The organism is Candidimonas sp. SYP-B2681 (genome assembly GCF_003971065.1).
Lineage (GTDB): Bacteria > Pseudomonadota > Gammaproteobacteria > Burkholderiales > Burkholderiaceae_B > Pollutimonas.
The window spans coordinates 915,873-941,110 of sequence record NZ_RYDV01000001.1 but is presented as its reverse complement, the minus strand read 5'-3'; the positions used below and the strand labels follow the sequence as shown (position 1 = coordinate 941,110).

The 25,238-nt window shown below is 53.4% G+C and carries 22 protein-coding genes and 2 pseudogenes; 13 read left to right on the top strand and 11 right to left on the bottom strand.

Annotation, left to right across the window (positions count from 1 at the left end; all coding sequences use genetic code 11):
- Positions 1-145: 145 nt before the first annotated feature.
- The 5 genes and pseudogenes from EKL30_RS19120 to EKL30_RS04465 all read left to right on the top strand — a co-directional run.
- Positions 146-271: pseudogene (locus EKL30_RS19120) on the top strand (DUF4172 domain-containing protein); the annotation flags it as partial.
- Between the two features lie 342 nt (positions 272-613).
- Positions 614-1,570: a tripartite tricarboxylate transporter substrate binding protein gene (locus EKL30_RS04480; RefSeq protein ID WP_126705933.1), complete on the top strand. Its 957-nt coding sequence runs from the start codon at positions 614-616 to the stop codon at positions 1,568-1,570.
- A gap of 209 nt (positions 1,571-1,779) precedes the next feature.
- Complete coding sequence (locus EKL30_RS04475; RefSeq protein WP_126705932.1) at positions 1,780-2,550, top strand: SDR family oxidoreductase; 771 nt, start codon at positions 1,780-1,782, stop codon at positions 2,548-2,550.
- A 54-nt stretch (positions 2,551-2,604) separates the two neighbouring features.
- A complete protein-coding gene (locus EKL30_RS04470; RefSeq protein WP_126705931.1) occupies positions 2,605-3,285 on the top strand; it encodes a 3-oxoacid CoA-transferase subunit A in 681 nt (226 codons plus the stop codon).
- 9 nt (positions 3,286-3,294) lie between these two features.
- Entirely contained in the window at positions 3,295-3,942 is a 648-nt protein-coding gene (locus tag EKL30_RS04465) for a 3-oxoacid CoA-transferase subunit B (protein ID WP_126705930.1), read from the top strand.
- Positions 3,943-3,960: 18 nt separating this feature from the next.
- Here the strand turns inward: EKL30_RS04465 and EKL30_RS04460 are convergent.
- From EKL30_RS04460 to EKL30_RS04435, 6 genes and pseudogenes are all read right to left on the bottom strand, one after another.
- A pseudogene (locus EKL30_RS04460) lies at positions 3,961-4,456 on the bottom strand (phosphate acyltransferase); the annotation flags it as partial.
- A gap of 761 nt (positions 4,457-5,217) precedes the next feature.
- Positions 5,218-5,433, bottom strand: a complete 216-nt coding sequence (locus EKL30_RS19115) for a catalase (RefSeq protein ID WP_233582721.1) — start codon at positions 5,431-5,433, stop codon at positions 5,218-5,220.
- Positions 5,434-5,467: 34 nt separating this feature from the next.
- Entirely contained in the window at positions 5,468-6,442 is a 975-nt protein-coding gene (ybiB, locus tag EKL30_RS04450; RefSeq protein WP_126705929.1) for a DNA-binding protein YbiB, read from the bottom strand.
- 80 nt (positions 6,443-6,522) lie between these two features.
- Positions 6,523-7,890: an alpha,alpha-trehalose-phosphate synthase (UDP-forming) gene (gene otsA / locus EKL30_RS04445; RefSeq protein WP_126705928.1), complete on the bottom strand. Its 1,368-nt coding sequence runs from the start codon at positions 7,888-7,890 to the stop codon at positions 6,523-6,525.
- A gap of 4 nt (positions 7,891-7,894) precedes the next feature.
- Entirely contained in the window at positions 7,895-8,737 is an 843-nt protein-coding gene (gene otsB, locus EKL30_RS04440) for a trehalose-phosphatase (protein ID WP_126705927.1), read from the bottom strand.
- 75 nt (positions 8,738-8,812) lie between these two features.
- Positions 8,813-9,745, bottom strand: coding sequence for a YicC/YloC family endoribonuclease (locus tag EKL30_RS04435; RefSeq protein ID WP_126705926.1), 933 nt, complete (start codon positions 9,743-9,745; stop codon positions 8,813-8,815).
- Between the two features lie 134 nt (positions 9,746-9,879).
- Here EKL30_RS04435 and rph point away from each other — a divergent pair, with 134 nt between their 5' ends.
- Positions 9,880-10,629, top strand: a complete 750-nt coding sequence (gene rph / locus EKL30_RS04430; protein ID WP_305038214.1) for a ribonuclease PH — start codon at positions 9,880-9,882, stop codon at positions 10,627-10,629.
- 5 nt (positions 10,630-10,634) lie between these two features.
- On the opposite strand, the gene EKL30_RS04425 is transcribed toward rph, so the two are convergent.
- Together EKL30_RS04425 and EKL30_RS04420 are read right to left on the bottom strand one after the other, a co-directional pair.
- Positions 10,635-11,987: an MmgE/PrpD family protein gene (locus tag EKL30_RS04425; RefSeq protein ID WP_126705924.1), complete on the bottom strand. Its 1,353-nt coding sequence runs from the start codon at positions 11,985-11,987 to the stop codon at positions 10,635-10,637.
- Positions 11,988-12,039: 52 nt separating this feature from the next.
- The gene (locus tag EKL30_RS04420; protein WP_126705923.1) at positions 12,040-13,200 is read right to left on the bottom strand and encodes an acyl-CoA dehydrogenase family protein; all 1,161 of its coding nucleotides are present in this window, start codon (positions 13,198-13,200) and stop codon (positions 12,040-12,042) included.
- A 114-nt stretch (positions 13,201-13,314) separates the two neighbouring features.
- Between EKL30_RS04420 and EKL30_RS04415 the strand changes: the two genes are divergently transcribed.
- From EKL30_RS04415 to ntrC, 6 genes are all read left to right on the top strand, one after another.
- Positions 13,315-14,229 (top strand): LysR substrate-binding domain-containing protein, encoded by a 915-nt coding sequence (locus EKL30_RS04415; protein WP_126705922.1) that lies wholly within the window; start codon positions 13,315-13,317, stop codon positions 14,227-14,229.
- Complete coding sequence (gene rdgB, locus EKL30_RS04410; protein WP_126705921.1) at positions 14,222-14,830, top strand: RdgB/HAM1 family non-canonical purine NTP pyrophosphatase; 609 nt, start codon at positions 14,222-14,224, stop codon at positions 14,828-14,830. Before EKL30_RS04415 ends, rdgB begins: the two co-directional genes overlap by 8 nt.
- Before the next feature lie 75 nt (positions 14,831-14,905).
- Positions 14,906-16,078: a radical SAM family heme chaperone HemW gene (hemW, locus tag EKL30_RS04405; protein WP_370246220.1), complete on the top strand. Its 1,173-nt coding sequence runs from the start codon at positions 14,906-14,908 to the stop codon at positions 16,076-16,078.
- 186 nt (positions 16,079-16,264) lie between these two features.
- Positions 16,265-17,677 carry a type I glutamate--ammonia ligase gene (glnA, locus tag EKL30_RS04400; RefSeq protein WP_126705920.1) on the top strand — a complete coding sequence of 471 codons (1,413 nt, stop codon included), beginning with the start codon at positions 16,265-16,267 and terminating at the stop codon, positions 17,675-17,677.
- A gap of 183 nt (positions 17,678-17,860) precedes the next feature.
- The gene (gene glnL / locus EKL30_RS04395) at positions 17,861-18,910 is read left to right on the top strand and encodes a nitrogen regulation protein NR(II) (protein WP_126705919.1); all 1,050 of its coding nucleotides are present in this window, start codon (positions 17,861-17,863) and stop codon (positions 18,908-18,910) included.
- On the top strand, positions 18,907-20,433 hold the full coding sequence (gene ntrC, locus EKL30_RS04390; protein ID WP_126705918.1) for a nitrogen regulation protein NR(I): 1,527 nt from the start codon (positions 18,907-18,909) through the stop codon (positions 20,431-20,433). Before glnL ends, ntrC begins: the two co-directional genes overlap by 4 nt.
- 26 nt (positions 20,434-20,459) lie before the next feature.
- On the opposite strand, the gene EKL30_RS04385 is transcribed toward ntrC, so the two are convergent.
- The 3 genes from EKL30_RS04385 to EKL30_RS04375 are packed head-to-tail and all read right to left on the bottom strand — an operon-like array spanning position 20,460 to position 24,034.
- Positions 20,460-21,242, bottom strand: a complete 783-nt coding sequence (locus EKL30_RS04385) for an ABC transporter ATP-binding protein (RefSeq protein WP_126705917.1) — start codon at positions 21,240-21,242, stop codon at positions 20,460-20,462.
- A 1-nt stretch (position 21,243) separates the two neighbouring features.
- On the bottom strand, positions 21,244-22,962 hold the full coding sequence (locus EKL30_RS04380) for an iron ABC transporter permease (RefSeq protein ID WP_126705916.1): 1,719 nt from the start codon (positions 22,960-22,962) through the stop codon (positions 21,244-21,246).
- A 22-nt stretch (positions 22,963-22,984) separates the two neighbouring features.
- Positions 22,985-24,034 carry a Fe(3+) ABC transporter substrate-binding protein gene (locus tag EKL30_RS04375; protein WP_126705915.1) on the bottom strand — a complete coding sequence of 350 codons (1,050 nt, stop codon included), beginning with the start codon at positions 24,032-24,034 and terminating at the stop codon, positions 22,985-22,987.
- 380 nt (positions 24,035-24,414) lie between these two features.
- On the opposite strand from EKL30_RS04375, the gene EKL30_RS04370 reads away from it, so the two are divergent.
- On the top strand, positions 24,415-25,191 hold the full coding sequence (locus tag EKL30_RS04370; RefSeq protein WP_126705914.1) for a ferredoxin--NADP reductase: 777 nt from the start codon (positions 24,415-24,417) through the stop codon (positions 25,189-25,191).
- Positions 25,192-25,238: the final 47 nt, after the last annotated feature.

Sequence of the window (25,238 nt, the reverse complement as noted above, 5' to 3'; positions counted from 1 at the left end):
ACTCTACCCAGATTTCGACATCGTTTTAGGGATCCGTGTAGATGTTCAGCTCACCACTATAATCCGCCTGGACCGCATGGTCGTGACGTTTGTGCTCGCGACTATTGTCTACTTCTTGATATAGCACACCATTGGCCTGCTGTAGGCTCGTACTGACGGAAGCCAGCAGCGATTCTACAGTTTCTCTGCGCAGATCCATCCGGAGCGTAAAGCCTCTTACAACGCTCTTGAACGCACACAAAAGGGCGACATGAATGTGACTGGCTGGCTGGAGCGGGGGGTTAAATATCTGTAATCCTTAACGAAAACCAGTGAATGTTGGAGTCATTGAAAAAACGCGCGGAACATCGTTAACGATTACTTCGAGCGACGGGAGAAAATTCTCACGTTCGAGTACCGCAGTGCATGACTTTAGACTATCAGTGGGATATACCGGAATCAAAGTAGACACCTAGCATTAGTCCTCATTGATTCCACCCCAGATAGGACATAGAGTTCTGTCACACAGAATCGAAATGATATCTAGAAAGGGCAATGCAGCTTGGCCGCCGTTCGAATAGAGCGACCTCAGCAAGGCGCTGAAACCTCAGCCATAAAAAAAGGGGAGACAATAATGAAGCGATTCAAGATGATAGTGCTTGCGGGTTTACTCACAGGCGTAACGACTGTTGCTACTGTACAGGCGGCTTACCCCGATAAACCGATTACGATAATAGTGCCCTATGGCCCTGGCGGAACCACAGACATTGTCGGGCGAGCGTTAGGCGAAAGCTTAGCGCGCCAGTTGAAGCAACCTGTGGTGATTGAAAATAAGCCTGGGGCAGCCGGCTCCATGGGCGTTATCGAAATGATGAATTCTAAGCCAGACGGTTATCGGCTTACGATGGCGCCAGTCGGCATTTTTCGCCAGCCCTACCTGCAACAGACACGCTACGACCCCATCCGCGACCTCAGTTATATCGCTTCGTTCCTGACCTACGATTTTATGGTAACGGTGGCTGCCGACTCGCCTTTCAAGACCATAAACGAGCTGGTTGCGTTTGCCAAAAAGAATCCTGGTGCGATCACATATGGCACGCCGGGTCGCTTTACGGGGAACCAGGTTGTGCTAGCTAAGCTTGGCAAAGAACAGAGCATAAAGTTCGTTCATATCCCGTATAAAGGCGATAGCGAAGCCATAGCAGCACTGCTTGGGGGACACACCCATGTCGCTGTCGTTACCAACAGCGTACTTCCCTTTATGCGGTCCGGGAAGGTCCGCGTGCTTGCCACTGCCGCCGATGTTCGGCCCGATGCTTTCTCGGAAATGCCAACGATGAAAGAGGCTGGTTTCAATGTAGAGGTGCCCTCTCCACTGGGGCTGGCAGGTCCGAAGGGTATGCCGACAGATATCGTCAATGTCCTCGATAGGGCGGTGAAGTCCGCCATGGACGAGCCCGCTTTCCAGCAGGTTTTGCAGAATTATGGTGTCCGCACTTTCTACATGGACAATAAGGTCTATACGAAATTCGCAGAAACCACCTTTAAGGCGGAAAAGGACATTATCGAAAGCCTCGGTCTGAATGAGTAAACGGCCCTTAACGAAGAATAGCCGAAGCATGGCGGCCCTCATGTTGAGAGTGGAGGTCGGGTCGCGCATCCTATTGCAACGTCGGCCATTGGCCGCACCAATCTGGCCCAGGCCGCCATGCAGGAGCGCCTCGCAATCCTCGAGCATGAGGCTTGTTCGAAGTGGCCTGAGCTATCCAACCTCATGAAATGGCGAGACAAGAAGACGATATGGGTGTGAAAGAATTGCTCAAGCTAGATAATCAGGTGGCGCTGATTACGGGTGGTTCGCGTGGGCTTGGGTTGCAGATTGCCGAGGCGCTCGGCGAAATGGGCTGTAGGTTGGCGATCACGGCACGTAAGACCGACGAACTCGAACAGGCCCGCTCCTATCTGGAAAAACAGGGCGTTGAAGTTATCGCTATCACTAACAACCTAGCGCAGTTCGATACCATTCCTGCAATGGTTGGACAAGTTCTGGATCACTATGGAACCATCGATATTTTGGTCAATAATGCGGGCGCGACGTGGGGCGCTCCGGCAGAAGACTATCCCGACGCAGCTTGGCACAAGGTCATGGATGTAAATATCAATGCATTGTTTTATCTTTGCCGCGAAGTGGGCCGACGCACAATGATCCCGCAGCAACGCGGCAAGATTATCAATGTGGCTTCGGCGGCGGGCCTGCGCGGCACGGCTAAGGGCGTTACGACTATTGCGTACAACACTTCCAAGGCGGCGGCAGTGAATTTCACCCGCACGTTGGCATGCGAATGGGGTAAGTACAACATAAATGTCAATGCGATCTGCCCGGGATTTTTTTCATCGAAACTGGCTGACGGCCTGATCGAACAGTTGGGGGAAGGCCTCATAAACCGCATTCCCCTGGGACGCATCGGAGGCCCAGACGACCTTAAAGGTACCGCAGTTTTCCTGGCCTCAGAGGCTTCCCGCCATATTACCGGCCAAGCTATCGTGATCGATGGCGGGGCAAGCGCTTAAGTCGTCTTCGCGAGGACGGCTGGCAATCTAAATAGTAGGAGCAAAGGGCAAGCAATGGTAAACAAGTTCGTTGAAAGTGTGCACGAGGCCGTTGCCGGCGTGTTCGACGGTGCCACCATATTGGTTGGAGGTTTTGGCGGGGCTGGGCATCCGACGGAATTGCTCCATGCCCTGATAGATCAGGGGGCCAGCGACCTGACGGTGGTCAATAACAATGCGGGTAATTTTGAAGTAGGGCTGGCCGCGCTGATAAAAGCGGGCAGGGTGCGTAAAATGATTTGCTCTTTTCCTAAGGCCAGCAATTCCCATATTTTCAATCAAATGTACAAAGAAGGTAGGATTGAGCTGGAATGTGTTCCGCAGGGGACAATTGCAGAGCGGTTGCACGCGGCGGGGGCTGGTATCGGCGGCTTCTTCACTCGTACCAGCTATGGCACCGATCTGGCCAAGGGTAAAGAAGTTCGTGAAATCGACGGTCAGTTTTATGTATTTGAATCGCCCATACGCGGCGATTTTGCTCTGGTGCTGGCCCAGAAAGCCGACCGCTGGGGGAATTTGGTCTACCGCAAGGCGGCGCGTAACTTCGGTCCGGTTATGTGCATGGCAGCCAAGACCACTATCGTCCAAGTTAAGCAAAGGGTTGAACTGGGCGATCTTGACCCCGAGGCCATCGTGACGCCGGGCATCTTCGTCGATCGTGTCATCGAAGTGCCCAATCCGCAGATTTCAAGTTGAGAGCACACTATGCAGAGACTGACACGCAATGAAATGGCCAAGCGCTTGGCTCAAGATATCGCACCAGGTAGCTACGTAAACATAGGCATTGGCATGCCGGAACTGGTGGCGAATTATTTGGATCCGGCAGACGAAATCTTGCTGCACAGCGAGAACGGCATTCTGGGCATGGGTCCGTCCGCCCAAGAAGGCGAGATTGATCCCGAACTGATAAACGCGGGCAAGAAGCCGGTCACGCTCTTAATGGGCGGATCTTTTTTCCATCATGTGGATTCCTTCGCGATTATGCGTGGCGGCCATCTGGATTTATGCATCATGGGCGGCATGCAGGTGTCCTCAGCTGGTGACCTGGCTAACTGGTCGCTGGGTAGGGCGGGCGAACCACCGGCGGTGGGCGGCGCAATGGATCTGGCGGTGGGCGCCAAGAAGGTATTTATCTTGATGGAGCACAATTCCAAAGATGGTACGCCCAAGATCGTCGAGAAATGCACTCTGCCTGTTACGGGGTTAGGCGTTGTACATCGCGTTTATACTGATCTGGCGGTCATTGAGTTCACACCTCAAGGCATGCAGGTTATCGAAAAGCTGGTGGATATGTCCGATAAAGAGTTGCAGTCTCTAACTGGGGCGATACTGCGTTTCCCAGCCGAGCGCTAGTGTTGTGCTTCATCCTGCGGCGTGCATTTCGCCATCGACTTCCGGTTCAGGCGCGCGCTCACCAATAAGGCGGCGGGCTTCGGCCATTTTGCGTGCCGATTCGGTAGGACGGCAGCCGAAATGGGAGTGCGACAACGAAGCGACCTTGGTAGTCACCCCGAAACGCAGAATCTCGTCGGCAGCTTGAATGGTCATGTCGGCGATTTGCTCGGCTGTAGGATTCCCGTTTACGTGGGTATCGCAAATAAACAGGGTCTGAGTGGGGAGCGTCAAGACGTTCATGGCGGCATAGGTACCGAAGCGGGGCTTCACGCCTATTACTTCCTGTACGTAATCAAGCTGATTATCGAAACGGCTTGCAGCACCGCAGAGCATCGCCGCATTGAAGCAAAACAGCAGCGATCAGTGAGTTGTGTTTGCGAACCATTTCCTTGGCAATGTCGGGAGTGACGCCGTCGGGGCCCTTAAGCTTGTAATAAGCGTTCCAGGCGTCGTTGAAGCGGTCATCTTCCTCCGTAGTGCTTGTGGATTTAGTGCTTTTTGCACACATTGACTGCAATTCCACCGAGGTGAGTTTTTCTTCATTGCAGTACATCACCGCAATTACTCGCTCTTTAACGTTGTCGCTCAAGTGGAGAAGGTTAACGCCTTCAACCGGTCTAACGATGGGTGCCAGTGGCGCAAAGGGTTGAGGCCCAAAGTCGATAGTCAGGAACATCAGAAGGCAAACCACGAACGCAATCATCAGCCCAGCGAAGGATCCTACGGTATAACCAAATTTTTTGCGGGTCGCGAACACGACGAGTGCTGCCGCCGCCAGAAAGAACACTTCCCAATAGACGTCGCGGGACCTGATCTACGAATTGATCACACTGTGCATCTTTCCACGCCTTACGTACCAGCCTTCCAGGCTGGCTAAAGTCGTCATTTTGGGCATGAAGCGTGTAGGTGCTTCTTACCATTTCGCCATCGGCTTCTCGGCCTTCTTCGGCAGCCCCGGTGTTTACGGCATAGGGTCGCGAGTGGCTATTAGAAACATAGGTTGGAGCATTGCCACTATAGTCGTATGCCATCGGGCCGCTGAATATATGGGTATTGACAGAAACTTTAGGCCTATTGACCGGCAATAGCCGATACGATTGCGCTACGCGTCGTTACAGGCAAAGGCACGGCCGAGCAACATTTTGCCTGGGGCCAGCCCGATACCTGGTACGGTATTCCTCGGGGGAAAAGCCCGCTTGCTCGATCTGGGCGAAGATGTCCTCTGGATTACAGTTAATCGTCCCGGTGCCAACGGGAATGAGCGGAGTCCGCGTCGGGCAAAGATTTTAGATCAAAGGGGTTGTAGCGGTAGGTATGGGCATCGGCATAGGGCTCTATCTGTACCGAAAGCTTCCAGGGGCGTGCAATTGCCTCGAAGAGATCACGACGATGAAAGTCGGCATTCAACCCTGCCATTTCTGCTGCTCGGTCGTTAGTAAAAAACCTCATGCCTTTCGTGTGAAAATGGCCGGACTTACTTAGGTCAGCCCGGCGTAGTCCGCGACGTACGCTCGCAAAGTTTCACAATTGCATCGACTTGAGCAGCAATTGCTTTTGGTGCCTCTAACTGCCCCGCAAGGACTCTCGTCGTCCATATTGCCGTTTCGGCCGCACTCACTGATTCTGGAAGCAGCGGCGAATCACGAAGGTCTTTTTCGGTTGCAGGGATAAGGATCTCGGTACCGCCGTCGTGCAGCCATACCGCTTCACGGGGCAGCGTCGCGTCGGCGGCTGCCTCACCTTCCGTTCCGCGGCTCAACAGGACGCCCGCGTGGCCGGCAGTGTCGGGCAGGCGGAAGTATTCCGATAATGTGTCGCCATAAGCCGCGTGGGTATAGTTGACCAGCCTTAAAGCCGGAGAGCGAAAAGGTTGCAACATTTTGGCCAGCGTATGCGCCGAGTTTCTAACACCTAATGTGGCGCGCAGCGACAATTGACTGGCAAGGGCAGGTGCAAGCGTTTCAATTGGCGCGAATGCGAGGCGGTCTTGATCCAGCCCATGTTTGATGGCCAGATGGTCACGGGCCGCAGCGATACCCATTAGGCTCAGGATTTCGGCAGTCGTTATTCGTCCCGGATCGCTCAGTACGCCGTGGATCAGCACTGGTACACCGCGTTGGGCGAGCATCGCCGCTAATAAAGGCACGAGATTAGGCCTTTTCCGAGCGCCGTTGTAGCTCGGAATGACGACCGGCGTTGTGACGTTCCAGTCCAACATTTGAACAGCGTCTTGCACAGCGTCCATCATGCCGGCGAGTTCCTGGACGCTTTCGCTTTTGATCCGATAAGCAATCAATATTGCTCCAAGCTCCAAATCGCTGACGCGTCCGGCCAGAATGGCGCCATAGAGAATTTTTGCATCCTGACGGCTTAGGTCACGACCGCTGCGGGAGCCTCGGCCAATCTCCCGTATATAACTCGCGCAGGGAAACGGTTGTGTGTTGTTCAGAAGAGTCATGATGCAAAAAAGGAGCGGATACAGTGGATACAATAAGAGGCCAAGTCTGAATTTCGAATACTTGCAATACGCTGCGAGGTTTACGCTGCGAGATCAGACAGAAATCTATCCCGCCAGGTTGATAGGTCGTTCTGTTTGAGCACGGCCATTAAATGTTCGTAACGTGATTTTCTCTCTTCCAGGGGCATACTCAATGCGCGATGCAAGCCGTCAGCCATACCTTGCAAATCGTAAGGGTTCACCATGACGGCTCCGTTTCGCATTTCAGCAGCCGCTCCGGCAAACTCGGACAAAACGAGCACACCCGGATCATGCGCAGGTTGTGATGCAATATATTCTTTGGCGACAAGGTTCATTCCGTCACGCAGTGGCGTTACCAAGCCCACCTGAGACGTCCGGAAAATCGCCATTAGTAGCCCGCGATCGTACGATCGATTCATGTAGCGGATGGGCGTCCATGACAATTCCGTCCATTTGCCGTTGATACGTCCGGCGGTGCTCTCGAGCTGGCGCCTGATTTGACGATATCCCTGGACGTCCTGTCTTGAAGGCGGGGCGATTTGAACGAAAGTTACCTTTCCGCGGTACTGAGGCGACGTTTCCAGCAACTGTTCAAACGCATTGAAACGCTCGACTAGCCCTTTGCTGTAGTCCAGCCGATCCACACTGACAATAAGCTTGCGGTCCAGCAATCCGGCTTTTAAGGTTGCCAGGGGCTTGGTATGAACGGATTCCTTTGACAGCGACTTGACTTGTTCAGGGTGGATGCCGATGGGGTAGGCGCCGACCCTGGTAATGCGGTCGCCCAACTGGACCACATTACCGGTAACGGTCGCACCGAGGCATCGCGCGGCGTAGTCGAGAAAAGCCTGAACATCGTTATCGGTCTGAAACCCAAGCAAATCATAAGCACACATCGATTCAACCAATTCTCGATGGGGCGGAATCGTTCGGAGTACCGAAGGGGATGGGAAAGGAATGTGAAGAAAAAAACCTGTCTTGTTTTGAATGCCCAAGTCGCGGCATGCCTTTCCCAAAGGAATCAGGTGATAGTCGTGCACCCAGATGTGATCGTCTTCTTCCACCGTCGATGCCAATATTTGCGCAAATTTTCGATTGACTTCCAAATAGCCCATATAGTCGATTCGGGTGTACAGGCTTAAATCGATCCGGTAGTGGAACGTTGGCCATAGGACTCCGTTGGAGAAGCCGCGGTAGTACCGATCGTAATCGCGTTTTGTCAGGGGCACCGTTAAGAACTCGATGTTCTCGTGGCGTTCTGAGAATGGGTTTAGTTTGAGCTTGGGTTCGAGCGTGCCGCTCCAGCCAAGCCAAATGCCGCCCGTTTCGCGCAGCGCATCGAGGACTCCGACCACTAGTCCGCCGGCTGAGCTCTTGCCTTCGGTAATCGATGCAACGCGATTCGATACAACGATCAGCCTACTCATTGTTCTATCCTTTATTGGTGCTGACGCGGTCGCCGCTATGCCCTTTAACGACAAATAATGTGTGCAGCCAGGTGCTCAAGGCCTCGGTATCGTCTAAACGCCATTGCGCAATAGTGGGTCCTTCTCCGACTTTTATCGTTATGCCGTTCAGTGCATTGACGACGAAGAATCCTGCTTCGTCGGTAAGATCGTCGCCCGCAAACACCGGCACGCGCCCCTGAAAGGGCACCATGTTCATGAAATGCTTGATGGCGGCCCCTTTGCTTGCATGGCGCGGCTTGATTTCGATCACCATTTTGCCTTCCTGGATTTCGAAGTGTCGCTCATGATCTTTTAGTGCAGATTCAGCGAGGCGATAAATATCCTGTTGAAATTGGGGGGCATTTCGGTAATGTAAGGCAACCGATAAACTTTTACGTTCGACGATTGTTCCAGGAAGGCTCGCCATCGCTTTTTCGACTACGGCGACGATCTCTGATAGTTTGTCCTGCGGGACATCAATCGTTTTGATTTCGCCGTTGGGGTCTTTTAGCTCGGCCCCATGCAGGGCGGCATAAGGCAGCCGAAGTGGTGCAAGGAGGCGCTCTATACCCGCTGCGTCTCGCCCCGAGACGATAGCTAAGGCACCGTGACACGCAATAAATATACGTTCCAGAAGGTGTATGGTTGCACTTGAAACCCTTGCCTTGTCGGGGGTGGGAACGATAGGCGCGAGCGTTCCATCAAGATCGAGGAAAATGGCGAGTTGATCGAAGGCCCGCCGCGGTGGTTCGACGGATCCTTTCACCAAAGTTTCGGGCTCTGGTCTAGGGTTGGTTGAGCTTTGATTTTCGTCTGGAAGCATCATCGAAGCCTCACCCTGCGTAGTAACGCATCTATCAAACTGAACTATACCCCTTCTGTCTCCTGTGACCGTAAACGCTTACTCAATATTTTGGGCTTGCTCGCGCATTTGCTCAATCAGCAATTTAAGATCGATCGCTGCGCGAGTGACGCTCAAGGCGCTGGCCTTGGAGCCCAGTGTATTGGCTTCGCGATTCATTTCCTGGAAAAGGAAATCCAGCCGCTTTCCTGCGCTGCCACCATTCTTTTTATCTTTGCGAGCGATCGTTTCACCGGTATTCAGCAAGTGTTCGAGTTCGGCGATGTGTGAGCGTAAGCGTGAAAGTTCTTCGGCGACATCGATACGAAGGGAAAATAACGATGCTTCTTGTGCGATGCGGGCGGAAAGTTCCGGGCCACTGATATGCGCAAAGCCGTCGGGACTAACTGCAGTCAAGGCATCGCGCAGTTTATTCGCGATTTTTTCCTGATGCTCTGCCAGCAACGCGGGCAAATCCTTCTCCACCTGGTCGACAATTTGGCTGACCTCGCTGGCGCAATCCTGCATCATTGCTGCCAGGCGCTGGCCCTCGCGCTCGCGGCCAGCCTGAAGCTCAGCGAGGGCCTGAGTCGTTGCATCGAGGCACATCGCGGACCATATCTCTGGGTCGAAATCGCCATTGTCGGTGCTGTTTGACGCATTAAGCAGTTCGGTCAAACGGGGAGCCGCTACATCGGGGAGTATCTCGCGAGCGAGATGAAGCTGTTCGGCAAGGGCTCGTAGGTATTCAGGATTAAGTGTGGCTGCCACACGGGTGTCGGTGCGCGCATAATTGACACGAATTTCTACTTTGCCACGAGTGACTGTTTGCCCAAGCCTTTCACGGATCAGTCCTTCCACCATGCGTAAGTCTTCGGGCAGGCGGAAGTTGATATCCAGAAACCTGCTGTTGACGGTACGAAATTCAATCGTGACGCTGCCTTGAGCTGTTTCGGAGCGCGCGTTGCCAAAAGCGGTCATGCTGCGGATCATAAGTAGAGTGTCCTGTTATCGCCTAAAGTTGCTATTGTAAGCGGGGCATGTCGGCGTGGGTGAAGCAGCGTCATGTCTTGCCTTATGAGAGAATTCTGTTTAATTGATTATCATTTTTATTAATGGAGCCTTCCTTGCCTGCATCTATATTCTCCACCTCCTCTGGCACGACGCGTCCCACTGGGCGCTCCACCACTGAATTACGCGCGCTCTCCATCGAGGTCGGGTATACACGTCATGCCGAAGGTTCAGTGCTTATCAAAGCCGGAGACACTCACGTGCTATGCAACGCCAGTGTGCTCGACAAGGTACCACCTTTCCTGAAGGGTAAAGGCCAGGGATGGGTTACAGCAGAATACGGAATGCTGCCGCGCTCAACCCATACTCGCTCTGACCGCGAAGCAGCCCGCGGCAAACAAAGTGGGCGAACACAAGAGATTCAACGGCTAATAGGCCGAAGCCTGCGGGCGGTATTTGATTTGACGGCATTAGGCGAGCGCACGTTGCACTTGGACTGCGATGTTTTGCAGGCCGACGGAGGCACGCGCTGCGCCAGTATCACAGGCGCCTGGGTGGCCGCTGCGATAGCGATTCGTACTTTGCTCGATCAAAGCGTGCTTGCATCGAATCCCATCCTCGACCACGTGGCGGCGGTCTCGGTGGGACTGGTGGACGGCCGTCCCGTCCTGGACCTGGATTACATCGAAGATTCCGCATGCGACGCCGACATGAATATTGTCATGACGGGGGCCGGTAAGTTTGTGGAAGTGCAGGGCACTGCGGAAGGGCAGACATTCGACCGGACGGAGTTGAATGCCCTTCTTGATATGGCGCAAGACGGCATTGCCCAGCTGATTGCCTACCAAAAGCAAGCGCTGGGCTAAGCTGGCTACGCGATAAAGCGCCCTACGAGCTCTACACGGGATAATTCCCAGACCTTGCCGATAAGCGCCTGGCTTTCTTCTTTGGTGGCAGCATTGCGATAAGTGCCCAGGCGTAATGCCTTGTCCTCGATTTCCGGGCGGCTCAGGGTGTTGCCTGGATCGCCTTTAGGTTCGTCGACACGGGCCGAGAACGTGCGGCCATCGGTAGTTGTTACGGTGACTTTTCCTATCCATTGCTGTGGGTAGGCATTGTCGACCTCGGTATCGAGGTCCATTGTGACGAGTTTTCGAAAAGCGGCTATCGCGGGGTCGTTAAGGGCAGCATCGAATTCTGGTAGACCAGCCCGGCGTTGCTGCGCGATCAGGCCTAGTACCGTTCCCATTGAAAACTTGGATTGATGCACCGACGTGGGCTCAACGACTGGGCCCAGAACATCGATAGCCCCCTGATGAACGTGGGCCACTACGCTGGCGATATCGTTTACCGTCAATTGATGTGACTGCACAATTTGCAGCAGGGCGTCGGCCGCTGGATGGGTGTGGCGGCATGAAGCATGGTATTTGAACGATGTCTCGAGGACGGTCCAGCGTTTGCCCAAGCGGTCGGTAAGTTTTGCCGGATCGGCATCTTGCGACATACCTGCGCCCATACCCTGCGGCCCTTCAAGCACATGCTGCGCACCGGTGAATCCATCATGGGCCAGGTAGGCGGCCGTCAGCCCGTTAGCGGCAGCCTTGGCGGTATGCAGTTGTTTGGAATCGGCCGCATCCCGCAGAAACTCCCACAGCCCGGCGGCTTGCGTACCCGCTGAGCCCAAGGCATTGAGCATCTGGTCATTGTTGAGGTTCAGCAGACGGCCCACAGCCACTGCGGCAGCCAACGCCCCAGCCGTTCCAGTGGTATGGAAAATTTTGTAATGCGAGCGGCCCAAAAATTCGCCTACCCGTATGCCAACTTCGTAACCCGCTACACAGGCTACCAGCAGTTCTTTGCCGGATCGTCCCAAGGCCTGCGCTACCGCGATAGCAGGTGGGAATACCACTGCTGCAGGGTGAAAAACCGACCCATTATGCACGTCGTCTTGTTCTACCATGTGTGCTGATGCGGCATTGACCATTGCGGCAAAAAGCGGGCTAGTGCTGCGGCGGGTGACCATGTTTTCGGAGGGGCCGCTTGTGGGCCCCATCATGTCCGAAAACTTTGCAATGGTTTGAACGGGCCGGGCACTGGAGCCCGCCAGTATTGAAGCCAGACAGTCCAGCATCAGGTCTTCGGTGCGCCGTAATACTTCGGGCGGAATGTCGTCGTAGGCGAGTTGGGCTGCAAATTCTGCAAGTTCGGCACTAGGATGATTCATGATGGTTTCCAGCAAGACGTTACGTTACAAGAGAGAGGTGGTACGTGCATAGTTAGAACGAACGCGGAAGTCCCAATACGTGTTCAGCAACGTAGGAAAGAATAAGGTTCGTAGAAATCGGGGCCACTTGATAAAGCCGTGTTTCGCGGAACTTTCGTTCAATGTCGTATTCGTTGGCGAAACCGAAGCCTCCGTGAAATTGCAGGCATGCATTGGCAGCTTCCCACGACGCATCGGCGGCCAGCAGTTTGGCCATATTTGCCTGAGCGCCGCAGGGCTGATGAGCGTCGTATAAGCGGCATGCTTCGTAACGCATCAGGCTGGCGGCCTCGACGTTAATATGGGCACGAGCGATGGGAAACTGGACACCCTGGTTCTGCCCGATAGGCCGGTTGAAGACGATGCGCTCTTTTACGTAGGCAGATACCTTATCTATGAACCAGTGACCGTCTCCTATACACTCTGCAGCAATGAGGGTGCGTTCTGCGTTAAGGCCATCCAGGATATACTTGAACCCCTTGCCTTCTTCGCCGATCAGGTTTTCAGCTGGAATCTCGAGGTTGTCGAAAAATAGCTCGTTGGTTTCGTGATTGACCATATTAAGGATTGGGCGTACTTCCATACCTTTGCCAATGGCCTCGTGCAGATCAACGATAAAAATCGACATGCCTTCCGATTTTTTCTTTACCTGGTCCAACGGCGTGGTTCGGGCCAACAGAATCATCAGGTCCGAGTGCTGAATACGCGAAATCCATACCTTTTGACCATTGATAACGTAGCGATCGCCCTGTTTGACAGCCGTAGTTTTTATTTTCGTGGTATCGGTGCCGGTAGTGGGTTCGGTGACCCCCATCGATTGCAGCCGAAGTTCGCCGCTGGCGATGCGGGGCAGGTAGCGTTGCTTTTGCTCGGCTGAACCATGGCGCAATAATGTCCCCATGTTATACATCTGCCCGTGGCATACGCCCGAATTGCCGCCGCTGCGATTTATTTCCTCCATGATGACCGACGCTTCAGTCAGCGACAGACCCGAACCACCGTATTCGTCGGGGATCAGGGCGGCTAGCCAGCCGGCCTCCGTCAGCGTATTGACGAATTCTTCGGGGTATCCGCGCTCGTGGTCGATCTTGCGGAAGTATTCGGGGGGGAATTGCGAGCACAAATCGCGGATGGCATCGCGAATTTCCTGGAAGGGCTGGGTAGATTGCGGCATGGTGTCGGCGTCCGGTTTTATTACAATGGATGTTACTGTGCCCTAACGCGGGCCGCTTGCCAATTCTTGCTTGCTTAAGCGGGGGTTTGCCAATTTTGAAGAGAATACTTATACATGGCGATGCACTTTGATTTGACCGATATGCAATTGATGGTCAACGTAGCGGGCGCCCAAAGCATGACCAAGGGGGCAGAACGTTCCTTTTTATCTTTGCCGGCGGCCAGCAACCGTGTGAAGAACCTTGAAAATCATTTGGGCACCGCACTTTTTTATCGCAATAGCCAAGGCGTGACACTTACGCCATCGGGCGAAGCCTTTGTGCGACATGCAAGGATCGTATTGCGCCAGCTTGAACACCTGCGCGGCGACATCCAGGAATATGCAAGCGGCGTGAAGGGCAGAGTCCGGGTGTACGCCAATACAACTGCCATGAACGAGTTCATGCCAGCCATACTCGCGCAGTATCTTGCCGCGCATCCGGACGTTAACGTCGAATTGCGAGAACGCCTAAGCTATCTGGTCGTCAAGGCTGTGGCCGACGGCACGGCGGATATAGGCGTTACGGCGCAGGCCGGCGGCGGTGAAAGTATTGAATTCTTGCCATACCGCACCGATCGCCTGGCGCTGGTTACTCACGTAGACCACCCGCTTGCCGCCAATACCTCGGTCGATTTCGACGAAACATTAACCTATGATTATGTGGGTTTGTCCGAGGCCAGTGCAATTCACGCTTTCCTGTTGCAGGCAGCAGATGATCTGGGCCGCGTCTTGCGATTTCGTGTCGAGGTCAGTAATTTTGAAGCAGCATGCCGCATGATTGCCGCCCATGTCGGCATAGGCGTAATTCCCGAGTCTGCCGCCCGTCGCTATGTGAAAGATATGCCTTTGAAGATTATTTCTCTGAACGACGCGTGGGCTTTGCGGCGCTTGCATATTTGTGTGCGCCAATTCGACAGACTTCCTGTATTTGCCAAGGAGCTCGTCTCCTTGCTTGTTAAAGATGGTTCCCAGGAGCAAATTGATGTCTAAAGTAGTTCTGGCGTCCAACAACGCTGGCAAGCTTAAAGAATTTTCCGCCATTCTCTCCTTGGCTGGAATCGATATGATTGCACAAGGGGAGCTTGGTGTTCCCGAAGCCGACGAGCCGTATTCCACCTTCCTTGAAAACGCTTTGACAAAAGCACGACACGCAAGCCGCATCACTGGTTTACCCGCGTTGGCAGACGATTCCGGCTTGTGTGTGACAGCGCTCGATGGAGCGCCCGGGGTGTTGTCAGCCCGATTTGCTTCGCTTAGCGGTGGCGAGAAATCCGACCTTGCCAATAACACGCATCTGGTAAATTTGTTGGCTACTGTACGTGATCGCTCCGCCTGTTATGTTGCCGTGCTCGTGTACCTGAGGTCGGCGGACGATCCCATGCCCATCATTGCTCAGGGGACGTGGTGGGGAGAGATCATTGATGTGCCAAAGGGAGCGAATGGATTCGGCTATGACGCACATTTCTACGTTCCCGAATTGGCCAAAACGGTGGCGGAGCTTGATCCCGCGGTTAAAAACCGCTGCAGTCACCGCGCTCAAGCATTGAAAGAGCTGTTGCAGGCATTGCGTAACAGCACAGACCCCACTTAACCTAATCGACCGAGACCTAGCTTGCATCCCACCTTCTCTATCGTACCCGAGGAAAAAGCTCGGAAACCCGCTCTTATACCGGGGGTTGGCGGCAAGTCGATTTTGACAAGCCTGCCTCCTTTATCGCTATATGTTCATGTGCCGTGGTGTGTACGAAAGTGTCCATATTGCGATTTCAATTCCCATGAATTGAACTCAGAAGTGCCAGAAGAGCAGTACCTGGCATCATTACAGGCAGATCTCGAACAGTCTTTACCCCTGATATGGGGACGTCAGGTTGTATCGATATTTATAGGCGGTGGAACTCCCAGCCTGCTATCCGCCAAAGCCGTGGACGCTATGCTGGCCATGATTAGGGCTTGCCTGAATGTGTTGCCAGATGCCGAGGTGACCATGGAGGCGAATCCCGGCACGGTTGAAGCAGGACGCTTTGCCGATTATGCCGCCAGCGGAATAAATCGTATTTCGCTGGGTATACAAAGTTTTAACGATCAGGCACTTCAGGCTCTTGGACGCATACACGATAGCAGGCAGGCCTGCGAAGCGATCGAGATCGCGCAACGTGCTGTTCAACGAGTCAACCTGGATCTGATGTTCGCGCTACCGCAACAGTCGCTATTAGGCTGTGAGCAGGACTTGAAGCAGGCGATGTCGTTTCAGACCGGACATTTATCGTTGTACCACCTGACAATGGAGCCCAATACCGTTTTCGCGAAGTATCCGCCATCAGTACCAGACGACGACATAAGTGCAGCCATGCAAGATCTTATTACTGAGGCGACCACCCTGGGCGGTTGGGAACAGTACGAGGTCTCTGCCTACGCCAAGCCGGGGCAGCGTTGCCTGCACAACATGAACTATTGGGAATTCGGAGACTATCTAGGCATAGGACCGGGCGCACACGGAAAGCTGTCGTTTCATGACAAAATCATCCGCCAGGCCAAGCTGAAAAATCCGACTTCCTGGATGGAAAAGGCGCGCCGCCACGATGGCAGCCATATTGCTGAAGAACGCATTATCCTTGCGGAGGAATTGGGCTTTGAGTTCATGCTCAATACTCTGCGGTTGAAAGCAGGTGTACCGAGCACTAGCTTCCCTGATCGCACTGGCCTTTCCGTTCTTTCTATTGCCCCTGCCGTAAACCGTGCCATACACAGAGGCTTATTGGAACCGGATCCTTCTCGTTTTCAGGCGAGCCCCTTAGGGTGGCGCTTCTTGAACGACTTGCAAGGTGAATTTCTGGACTAAGCCATGTATCGAATGCTGTTTGCCTGCTTAAATGCACCATCGTTGTGCGTGCTGCACCATAATGGTGATTACTCTTTGCCCCATTAATGCAAAGCGGATACCTTCACGCCTGAAAATTGGCACGCCGTTTGCGTATAGTCGTATATCTATTTATCATTTTTCGATTTCATTGGTTCAGGAGCCTATATGTCCACCCCGGAAGAAGTTGTCAAGCTAATTGCAGATCGTGAAGTTTCCTTTGTTGATTTCCGATTCACCGATACTCTCGGTAAAGAACATCACCTTACCGTCCCGAGCCATACGGTCGATGAAGAGAAAATGGAAACGGGCGTGGCCTTCGACGGATCGTCAATCGCCGGATGGAAGGGCATTGAAGCCTCCGATATGGTGTTGATTCCTGATCCGACCACGGCGCATCTGGATCCATTCCGCGAAGAGACAACTCTGATATTGACTTGTGACGTGGTAGAGCCCTCGGATCTGAAAGGTTACGACCGGGATCCCCGTTCTTTGGCTAAGCGTGCCGAAGCGTATCTAAAATCCAGCGGTCTAGGCGACACGGCTTATTTCGGTCCTGAACCTGAATTTTTCGTCTTCGACGGCATCACCTGGAACACCGATATGTCGGGTTGTTTCGTCAAGATAAAATCTGATGAAGCGGCATGGTCGAGCGGGCTTGATATGAATGGCGGAAATCAAGGCCATCGTCCAGGCGTGAAGGGCGGTTATGTGCCGGTTTCACCGGTAGATAGTTTCCAAGACATGCGGTCCGAAATGTGTTTGTTGCTAGAGCAGCAAGGTGTTCCAGTCGAAGTGCATCACCATGAAGTGGCCGGTCAAGGGCAGCTTGAAATCGGGACCCGATTCAGCACGTTGGTTCAGCGCGCGGACTGGAACCAAATACTGAAGTATACGGTTCGCAACGTCGCTCACGTGTATGGTAAGACAGCGACTTTCATGCCTAAACCTATCGTCGGCGACAATGGGTCAGGTATGCACGTGCATCAATCCATCTGGAAAGATGGGCAGAACTTATTCGCAGGTAATGGCTACGCTGGCCTGTCGGAATTCGCGCTGTATTACATCGGCGGCATTATCAAACATGCTAAGGCGCTTAATGCCATCACCAATCCGGGTACCAATTCATACAAACGCCTGGTTCCACACTACGAAGCGCCAGTGAAGCTCGCCTATTCGGCTCGCAATCGCTCCGCATCAATACGCATTCCATACGTCGGCAGTCCAAAAGCTCGTCGCGTCGAAGCACGATTCCCGGATCCGCTGGCCAATCCTTATCTGGCATTTTCGGCTTTAATGATGGCGGGGCTAGACGGTGTGCAGAACAAGATTCATCCTGGCGATCCAGCCGACAAGAACTTGTATGATTTGCCGCCGGACGAAGATGCAAAGATCCCGACCGTTTGCGCGTCGCTCGAAGAGGCCATAGCGGCTCTGGATCAGGATCGCGAATTTCTTACTCGTGGCGGCGTGTTCAGCAACGATATGCTGGATGCGTATATTGAACTCAAGGCTGCTGAAATCGACCTCTTGCGGATGACGACTCATCCCGTCGAATTCGACATGTATTACAGCATCTAAAGCAAAGGCATTACTGCCAGTACTCTGACAGTAATGCCTGTTATCCCTGCTCATTGTTATCGATGATGTCGCTGTGCGCCGCGCAGTTGCCCTGCAATCGATTGCACGGAAGTCGGCGCCATGGCATGGTGCAGCGTAGCGTTAACAACGTTAATCCGACCTTCGGGTTTATAGAGGCGGATCATGGACGTAGCAAGTTACGATTTATTATCGACTGCTGTCTTGCTGCTCAGCAGCGAGGGGATAATCGAACACGCCAATACGGCGGCGGAAGAATTATTCGGTATTTCCCGCAGGCAGTTAATCGGAATTGCCGCTTATCAGCTTTTTGGTGCCGATACGACATTGCAAGCTCGGTTTCCAGATGCCATCAGTGGCAAATTTGGCATTTTGCGGCAGGATCTTGTCGTAGACCGCTCAGGAGTTGCTTCGCCAATAAGCCTGGCTATCGTGCCCCTGCATAAACAGGCATGGGCGGCTTTGGTCGAGGTTCGTGTTATCGAACATCACATACTTATCGATCGACATCAACAGCTTAGCAAAGAGCTGGCTGCTCAACGAGAGACATTGCGTAATCTGGCGCACGAAGTGAAGAATCCCCTGGGTGGGATACGTGGTGCGGCGCAATTGCTCGAAGCAGAGCTCAATACAGATGCTTTGCATGAATACACAAGGGTCATTATTGCGGAAGCAGATCGCCTGGGAAGTCTTGTCGATCGCCTGATCGCGCCACAAGGTGAAACCTTGGAGAAAGTTCAATTCAACATTCATGAGATTTGTGAGCGGGTATATACGCTGGTGCGTGCCGAGTTCCCCCATCTTGAGGTCGTCCGAGACTATGATGCCTCCGTCCCGGATCTAGAAGGCGATTTATCGAGGCTGTTACAAGCATTATTGAATATGGTGCGCAATGCCGCTCAGGCGCTGACCGAGTCCGAATGCTGCCACGCTCCTCGCCTGGTGCTGCGCACGCGTATAGGGCGTCAGTTGCTATTGGCCACGCGTCAGGCGAAGTTAGGCATTATCGTTTCGATCATTGACAATGGTCCAGGGATACCTGAGTCCTTGCACGACAAGGTGTTCCATCCACTTGTAACCGGGCGAGCAAGCGGAACGGGTCTGGGCCTTAGTCTGGCACAGGAATTTGTACAACAGCACGGCGGTATTATCGAATTCGATTCTCGGCAAGGTCACACCGAATTCAGAATGATTCTGCCCTTGGAGCAGCCATGAAACCGGTATGGATTGTCGACGACGACCAAAGCATACGCTGGGTTCTCGAAAAAGCGCTCGCCCGGGTGGCGATCGCTGCGCAAAGTTTTTCCTCGGCGAGCGAGGTCCTAGAGGCTTTAGAGGAAGGGACGCCATCGGTGCTGGTAACGGATATTCGTATGCCGGGCCAGGACGGCCTGAGCCTTTTAAAGCAGATAAAGGGAACTCATCCGAATTTGCCCGTCATCGTCATGACGGCGTTCACGGATTTGAACAGCACCGTGGCGGCGTTCCAAAAAGGGGCATTCGACTACCTTCCCAAGCCTTTTGACGTCAACGCGGCGGTGGCATTAATACAACGGGCAACCCAGACAGCAGTAAGCGACGCTCGTCCGAGCGCGGAGCGCAACGCCGTTTCTTCCGATGCGGAAGGAATTATGATGCAGTCCTCATCGCCCGCTATGCAAGAGGTGTTTCGCGCGATCGGTCGCCTGGCGTCATCAAGCGTAACCGTATTAATTACCGGAGAATCCGGCACCGGCAAAGAGCTCATCGCAAAGGCATTGCATACTCATAGCAATCGAGCCGGCGGACCCTTCATTGCGTTGAATGCTGCCGCGATACCGAAGGATCTTCTTGAGGCAGAGCTTTTTGGACACGAACGTGGCGCTTTCACCGGAGCTACACAGCAACGCCGAGGACGCTTTGAAGAGGCGCGTAATGGGACCTTGTTTCTGGACGAGATTGGCGACATGCCCTTTGAACTTCAGACTCGCCTCTTAAGGGTTCTGGCAGAAGGCAGTTTCTATCGAGTGGGTGGTTCCCAGGCCATTCATGCCGACGTGCGCATCGTGGCGGCAACGCATCAGCCCCTGGAGCAGCGTGTGGCGCAGGGACGTTTCCGTGAAGACCTGTTTCATCGATTGAATGTGATTCGATTACGGTTGCCACCTTTGCGCGAGCGCAAGGAAGACATACCGGCTTTAGTCCAGCTTTTTATGCAGAGTAGCGCACGCAATCTTGGAGTGCCCGTGCGTCGCCTATCGCCGCAAGCCTTGCAGGTAATGACGCATTTCGACTATCCGGGCAATATCCGTCAACTCGAGAACTTTTGTCAGTGGCTCACAGTAATGTCGTCAAGTCAGCTGATCGAGGCGAAAGATTTGCCGCTCGAAGTACTTAATCCGGAGCAGGGGGCAATGTCGTCACCTTTGGGTGAATTTAGGAACGAAAGTGCCGAGCCCGAAACAGGCTCGTTTGTCCGGCACGAAGCGGCGACTATGCCCACGACTCAGAATACTTCGACCCAACCACAGCTCTCGTGGCTTTCTCTATTAAGCAGCGAGGCAAACGCCAGGTTGGCGCGAAATGAACCCGCGATCATGGCTACTTTTACTCGCGACTTCGAACGCGTCCTGCTTGAAACGGCTTTGCACTATAGCCGGGGCCGGCGCATGGAAGCGGCACAAAGACTTGGAATAGGCAGGAATACGCTGACGCGCAAATGCAGCGAACTGGGATTGAACGAGGAAGGGGGCGAGTAGGAAGCGGTATGAAGATCGGTGACGCTTCAGCTTGCCTCGCCTCGCAGATATGCCTGGGCACGTTGTTCCATTAGGGCTTCTCGCTTGATGAAGTCGGCTACAAAAATGCTGCTCGGGTGATGGTGTAAGCCATAAGGCGTGTCCCATTGCGCGATAACGCCGTTTTGCATGACACCGATACGGTCTGCGATAGCGAACGCTTCAGCCTGATTATGCGTAACCAAGATCGCTGTATGGCCAGTTTTTTTCAATATGTCGCGCACTTCGAAAGCCAGACGCTCGCGTGTATCAACGTCGAGGTTCGAAAACGGCTCATCAAGCAATAAGAGTTCTGGTTCAGGCGCCAACGCCCGTGCCAACGCCACGCGTTGTTGCTGACCGCCAGATAATTCATGTGGATATCGTTTTCCGGATCCTTCCAGCCCCGCGAGGGACACCAATTCGCTGACGCGATGTTTGCGCCGTTGCCTGGGCCACCGACGCAAGCCGAAACCGATGTTCTGTTCTACATTAAGATGCGGAAACAGAGCATAGTCCTGAAACATCATCCCAACATGCCGATGTTCGGGTTCTACCTGAGCTTCTGGAGAGGAAAGGAGTGTGGGTCCTAACGAAAGGGTGCCGGTGCGCAAGGGCTCAAAGCCGGCGATGGCGCGAAGCACGGTCGTTTTTCCACAGCCCGACGCTCCCAGTAAACATCCAATATGGCCTTTCTCCAGGGATAACGAGAGATTCTTGACGACCGGCACCTCACCGTCGGGTGTGTCGTAAGATACGGAAATATGATCCAACTTAAGAAGATCTGGCATATTAGTGCGTAGTTTTGAATTGAGTGCGCGCCAGCAGAATCACAGGCAATAAACCAGCCAGAACGATGGCCAAGGCCGCTACCGATCCTTCTTCGTAAGTTCCTCTGGCGGCTTCCGCGTATAGCCATGTAGCGAGCGTATCGAAATTGACCGGTCGCATCAGCAATGTGGCCGGCAGTTCTTTCATCGTATCTACAAAGATAAGCAGGGCGGCAGCGCCAAGAGCCGGACGCAACAGTGGCAAGTGGACCCGGCGAAGCGTGCCGGTCGACGTTTCGCCAAGTAGTCTGGAAGCCTGTTCCAGAGAAGGTGGAACGCGGGCCAATCCTGATTCTATGCCGCCTATCGCGATGGCGAGAAAGCGTATCAGGTAGGCGAAAATCAAGGCAGTCGTGGTACCCATTAGCAGGAGGCCAGGATCGGGATTTCCTAACAATTGCCAAAACCATGACGCAAGGCGGTCAACCAGCACCAAAGGCGTGAGCAGGCCAATGGCCAACACAGTGCCCGGTATGGCATAACCTGAAGTCGCCACCCGGGCACATAATTTGGTTAACGTAAACGGCGCACCATTTCTGACGGAACGTGCTGCCCAGGCTACCAACAGCCCACAAGTGACGGTTGCTATGGTCGCTAAAAATGCGACTTTGACGGTGTTGTAGCCGCTGAGCAATAACTGTTGCGAGACACCGCCTGTGCTACTGAAATGTTTGATGGTTTCATTCAGTAAGTAGAGGGCGGGCGCCACAAAACCGATGATAATAGGTAGCCAACCGAGAATTACCGCGAAGACAGCCGCGCTACCTTTTATTTTTCTAGGCTGGACCGCTCGGGCGCGTTGTGTGGTGGCATAACGCTGGCGCCGGCGCCCATGGCGTTCAATCACGATTAATACCGCGACTATGCTTAACATGGCGAGTGCAATCTGTGCCGCGCCAGCAAGATCGGAACGTGTGACCCAAGTGGTGTAGACCGATACGGTAAGTGTCTGGACACCCAGAAATTCGGACGCACCGATGTCGTTGAGCGTTTCGAGTAGCGCAAGGCTGACCCCAACTGCTATCGCCGGACGCGCCATGGGAAGCGCGACGCGAAAGAATGCACTGCGGCCGGATTCTCCTAAGACTCGTGCCGCTTCAAGCAAGCTTGCCGCCTGTGTGGCGAACATGACACGGGTACTAAGGTAGACATAGGGGTAGAGCACAAAACCCAGCAAAAATATGGCGCCGGGCAAGGAACGCAAATCGGGCAATCTGAAGTCACGCGGGCTGTCGTAGCCCAATATGTCGCGCACCAAGGTTTGAACGGGACCAATAGGATGCAGTATATCCAGGTAAGCGAACGCGACGATGTAGGTGGGTACGGCAAGCGGCAATAATAAAGCCCAGGAAAGCACACGCCGAGAGGGGAACTGAAACGCGGTGATAAGCCATGCACTTCCAACGCCCAATAACGTAACAAGCACTCCTACGCCTAACAGCAACAGCACTGTGTTGGCGAATGCCGTGGGAAGCACATACGATAGAAGATGCGCCCAATGTTCGGTGGTTCCGTGAAAGGCGAACCAGCACAAGGTAACGACGGGCGCCATAACGCACACCGCAATGAAGATGGCCCCTGTTCGCCAGCCCAGACCAGCTTCACACGAGAAGAAACGTCGCAAATACAACAGGGGGTGTTCCTGCAAAAGTCGAGAAAATGCGGGCTTTGATGCCCGCATTTTTCTGGGGAAGGCTGGCCTTCTAGTTATTGAATCCAACTTTGTCTACCAGTTCGCTTGCTTGTTTGCGATGCTTGGCGATTTCGGTAAGAGGTAATGGGTCGACGACCAAAGGCCCGAAGCTGGCCACAACTGGGTCGAGCTTTACGCCTGCCTTGACGGGATACTCGTAATTGGCATTGGCATACAAGCTCTGAGCCTTGTCGGACACCAGATACTCAAGCAATTTGACGGCGTTTTCCTTATTCGGGGCGTACTTGGCGACCGAAGCGCCGGAAATATTAACATGGGTGCCGCGGCTTTTTTCATTGGCGAAAGTTGGGCGTACCACTTTTATGGCATCGCCCCATTTACGGGCATCGGTACCGGGCTCTGCGTTTTTCATGCGGCCCACATAATAGGCGTTGGCAATCCCGATGTCGCATATGCCGCCAAGAATATCACGCGCTACATCGCGATCACCGCCAGCCGCTTTGCGGGCCAGGTTATTCTTGACGTTACGCAACCAGGCTTCCGTTGCTTCGGCGCCATCATGAGCAATCATGGCGGCAATCATGGCGGTATTGTAAGGATGTTGACCCGACCGGATGCAGACTTTGCCTTTCCACTTGGGATCCGCGAATGCTTCGTAGGTGATGGCATTGACGTCGAGATCTTTAGCTACATAGGCGACCCGATCGCGTAAGGAAAGTGTGTACCACTGGTTATCCGTGCCGCGCAGGTTTGCCGGAATGGTTTCATTCAGTATCTTGGAGTCGACTGGCTGTGTAACGCCTGCTTCGACCAAGTCCAGTAAATTACCAATATCAACCGTCATGAGCACATCGGCAGGAGACTTGTCACCCTCGGCCTTCACCCGCTCGATAAGGCCATCTTTGATGAATACGGTGTTTACCTTTACGCCTGTATCTTTTGTGAATTCATCGAGAAGCGGCTGTATCAGCTTGGGTTCGCGCGTCGTATACAAACTGACATCGGCCGCAGCAGCTGCTGTAGACGCGGCTGACACAGCCGTTAGGCCGGCGAGTATCAGTGAACGAAACAAGGGCCGGAGCTCTTGGCTTGAGCGCATTAAACTTCTCCTGATGGAATGTAAAAATGAGGGCTAGGGGCTACTTGATATACAAAAAGCTTCTTGAATGGAAATGATTCTCATATCGATGCCTGAAAGATAACAGACTCTTCTGAACTATTCAATATAGTGGGGGCCTTTCAGGTCGCTAAATATGCGGTTTATTCCACATTGTTTGATTCATATTAAAAGACAGGCACTTTGTTGGTAGGGCAAGGATTGAATATCGACACTGGCGTCGTAATATCCTTGATAAGCGTCCGGTTTTCGGAAGTCTCGGCCATCAGCAGGCTAAAATCAGGTCTGCTGGCTTCGGTTATGCGGCATTCGCAATACATTATTCCCCGGGCCACGGGCAATTAACTTCTAAATGCAGACACATGGCAGCCTTTAATACAGAGCAGGTTTTGAACGTTCGTCACTGGAACGACACATTATTTTCCTTCACTACCACGCGGGATCCCGCTTTGCGATTCCACAATGGCCACTTCGTGATGCTGGGCCTTGAAGTCAATGGCAAGCCGCTTATGCGCGCCTATAGCATTGCCAGCGCGAACTATGAAGAAAACCTGGAATTTCTTAGTATCAAGGTGCAGGATGGCCCGCTTACCTCGCGTCTGCAGCACCTTAAAGAGGGCGATACGATACTGGTCAGCAAGAAGCCGGTTGGTACGCTCGTAGTAGACGACCTAAAACCAGGAAAGAATCTCTATCTGTTTGCCACAGGTACCGGCCTCGCCCCATTCCTTAGCATTATCAAAGATCCCGATGTCTATGATCGTTTCGAAAAGGTCGTGCTGCTACATGGCGTTCGTTTCAAAAGCGAACTGGCTTATTCCGAGTACATTCAAAACGAGCTTCCCAACAATGAGTATTTTGGCGGAATCGTGCGCGAGAAGCTGATCTACTATCCCTGCGTCACGCGCGAATCGTTTAGCAACCAGGGCCGCATTACTCATATGGTCGAAAGCGGCAAGCTTTCTGCCGATACCGGCTTGCCTACACTGAATCCGGAGACTGATCGCGCCATGTTATGTGGCAGCCCACACATGTTGGCCGATATCGGCGCCATGTTGGACTCCCGAGGTTTCGTTGTGTCCAGCGGGGTAGGACAGCCGGGCGACTACGTCATTGAACGCGCCTTTGTTGAAAAATAATGGCGGTAGCCGCACGGGGGGCTTGTTAATTGAAGCTATAGATGATT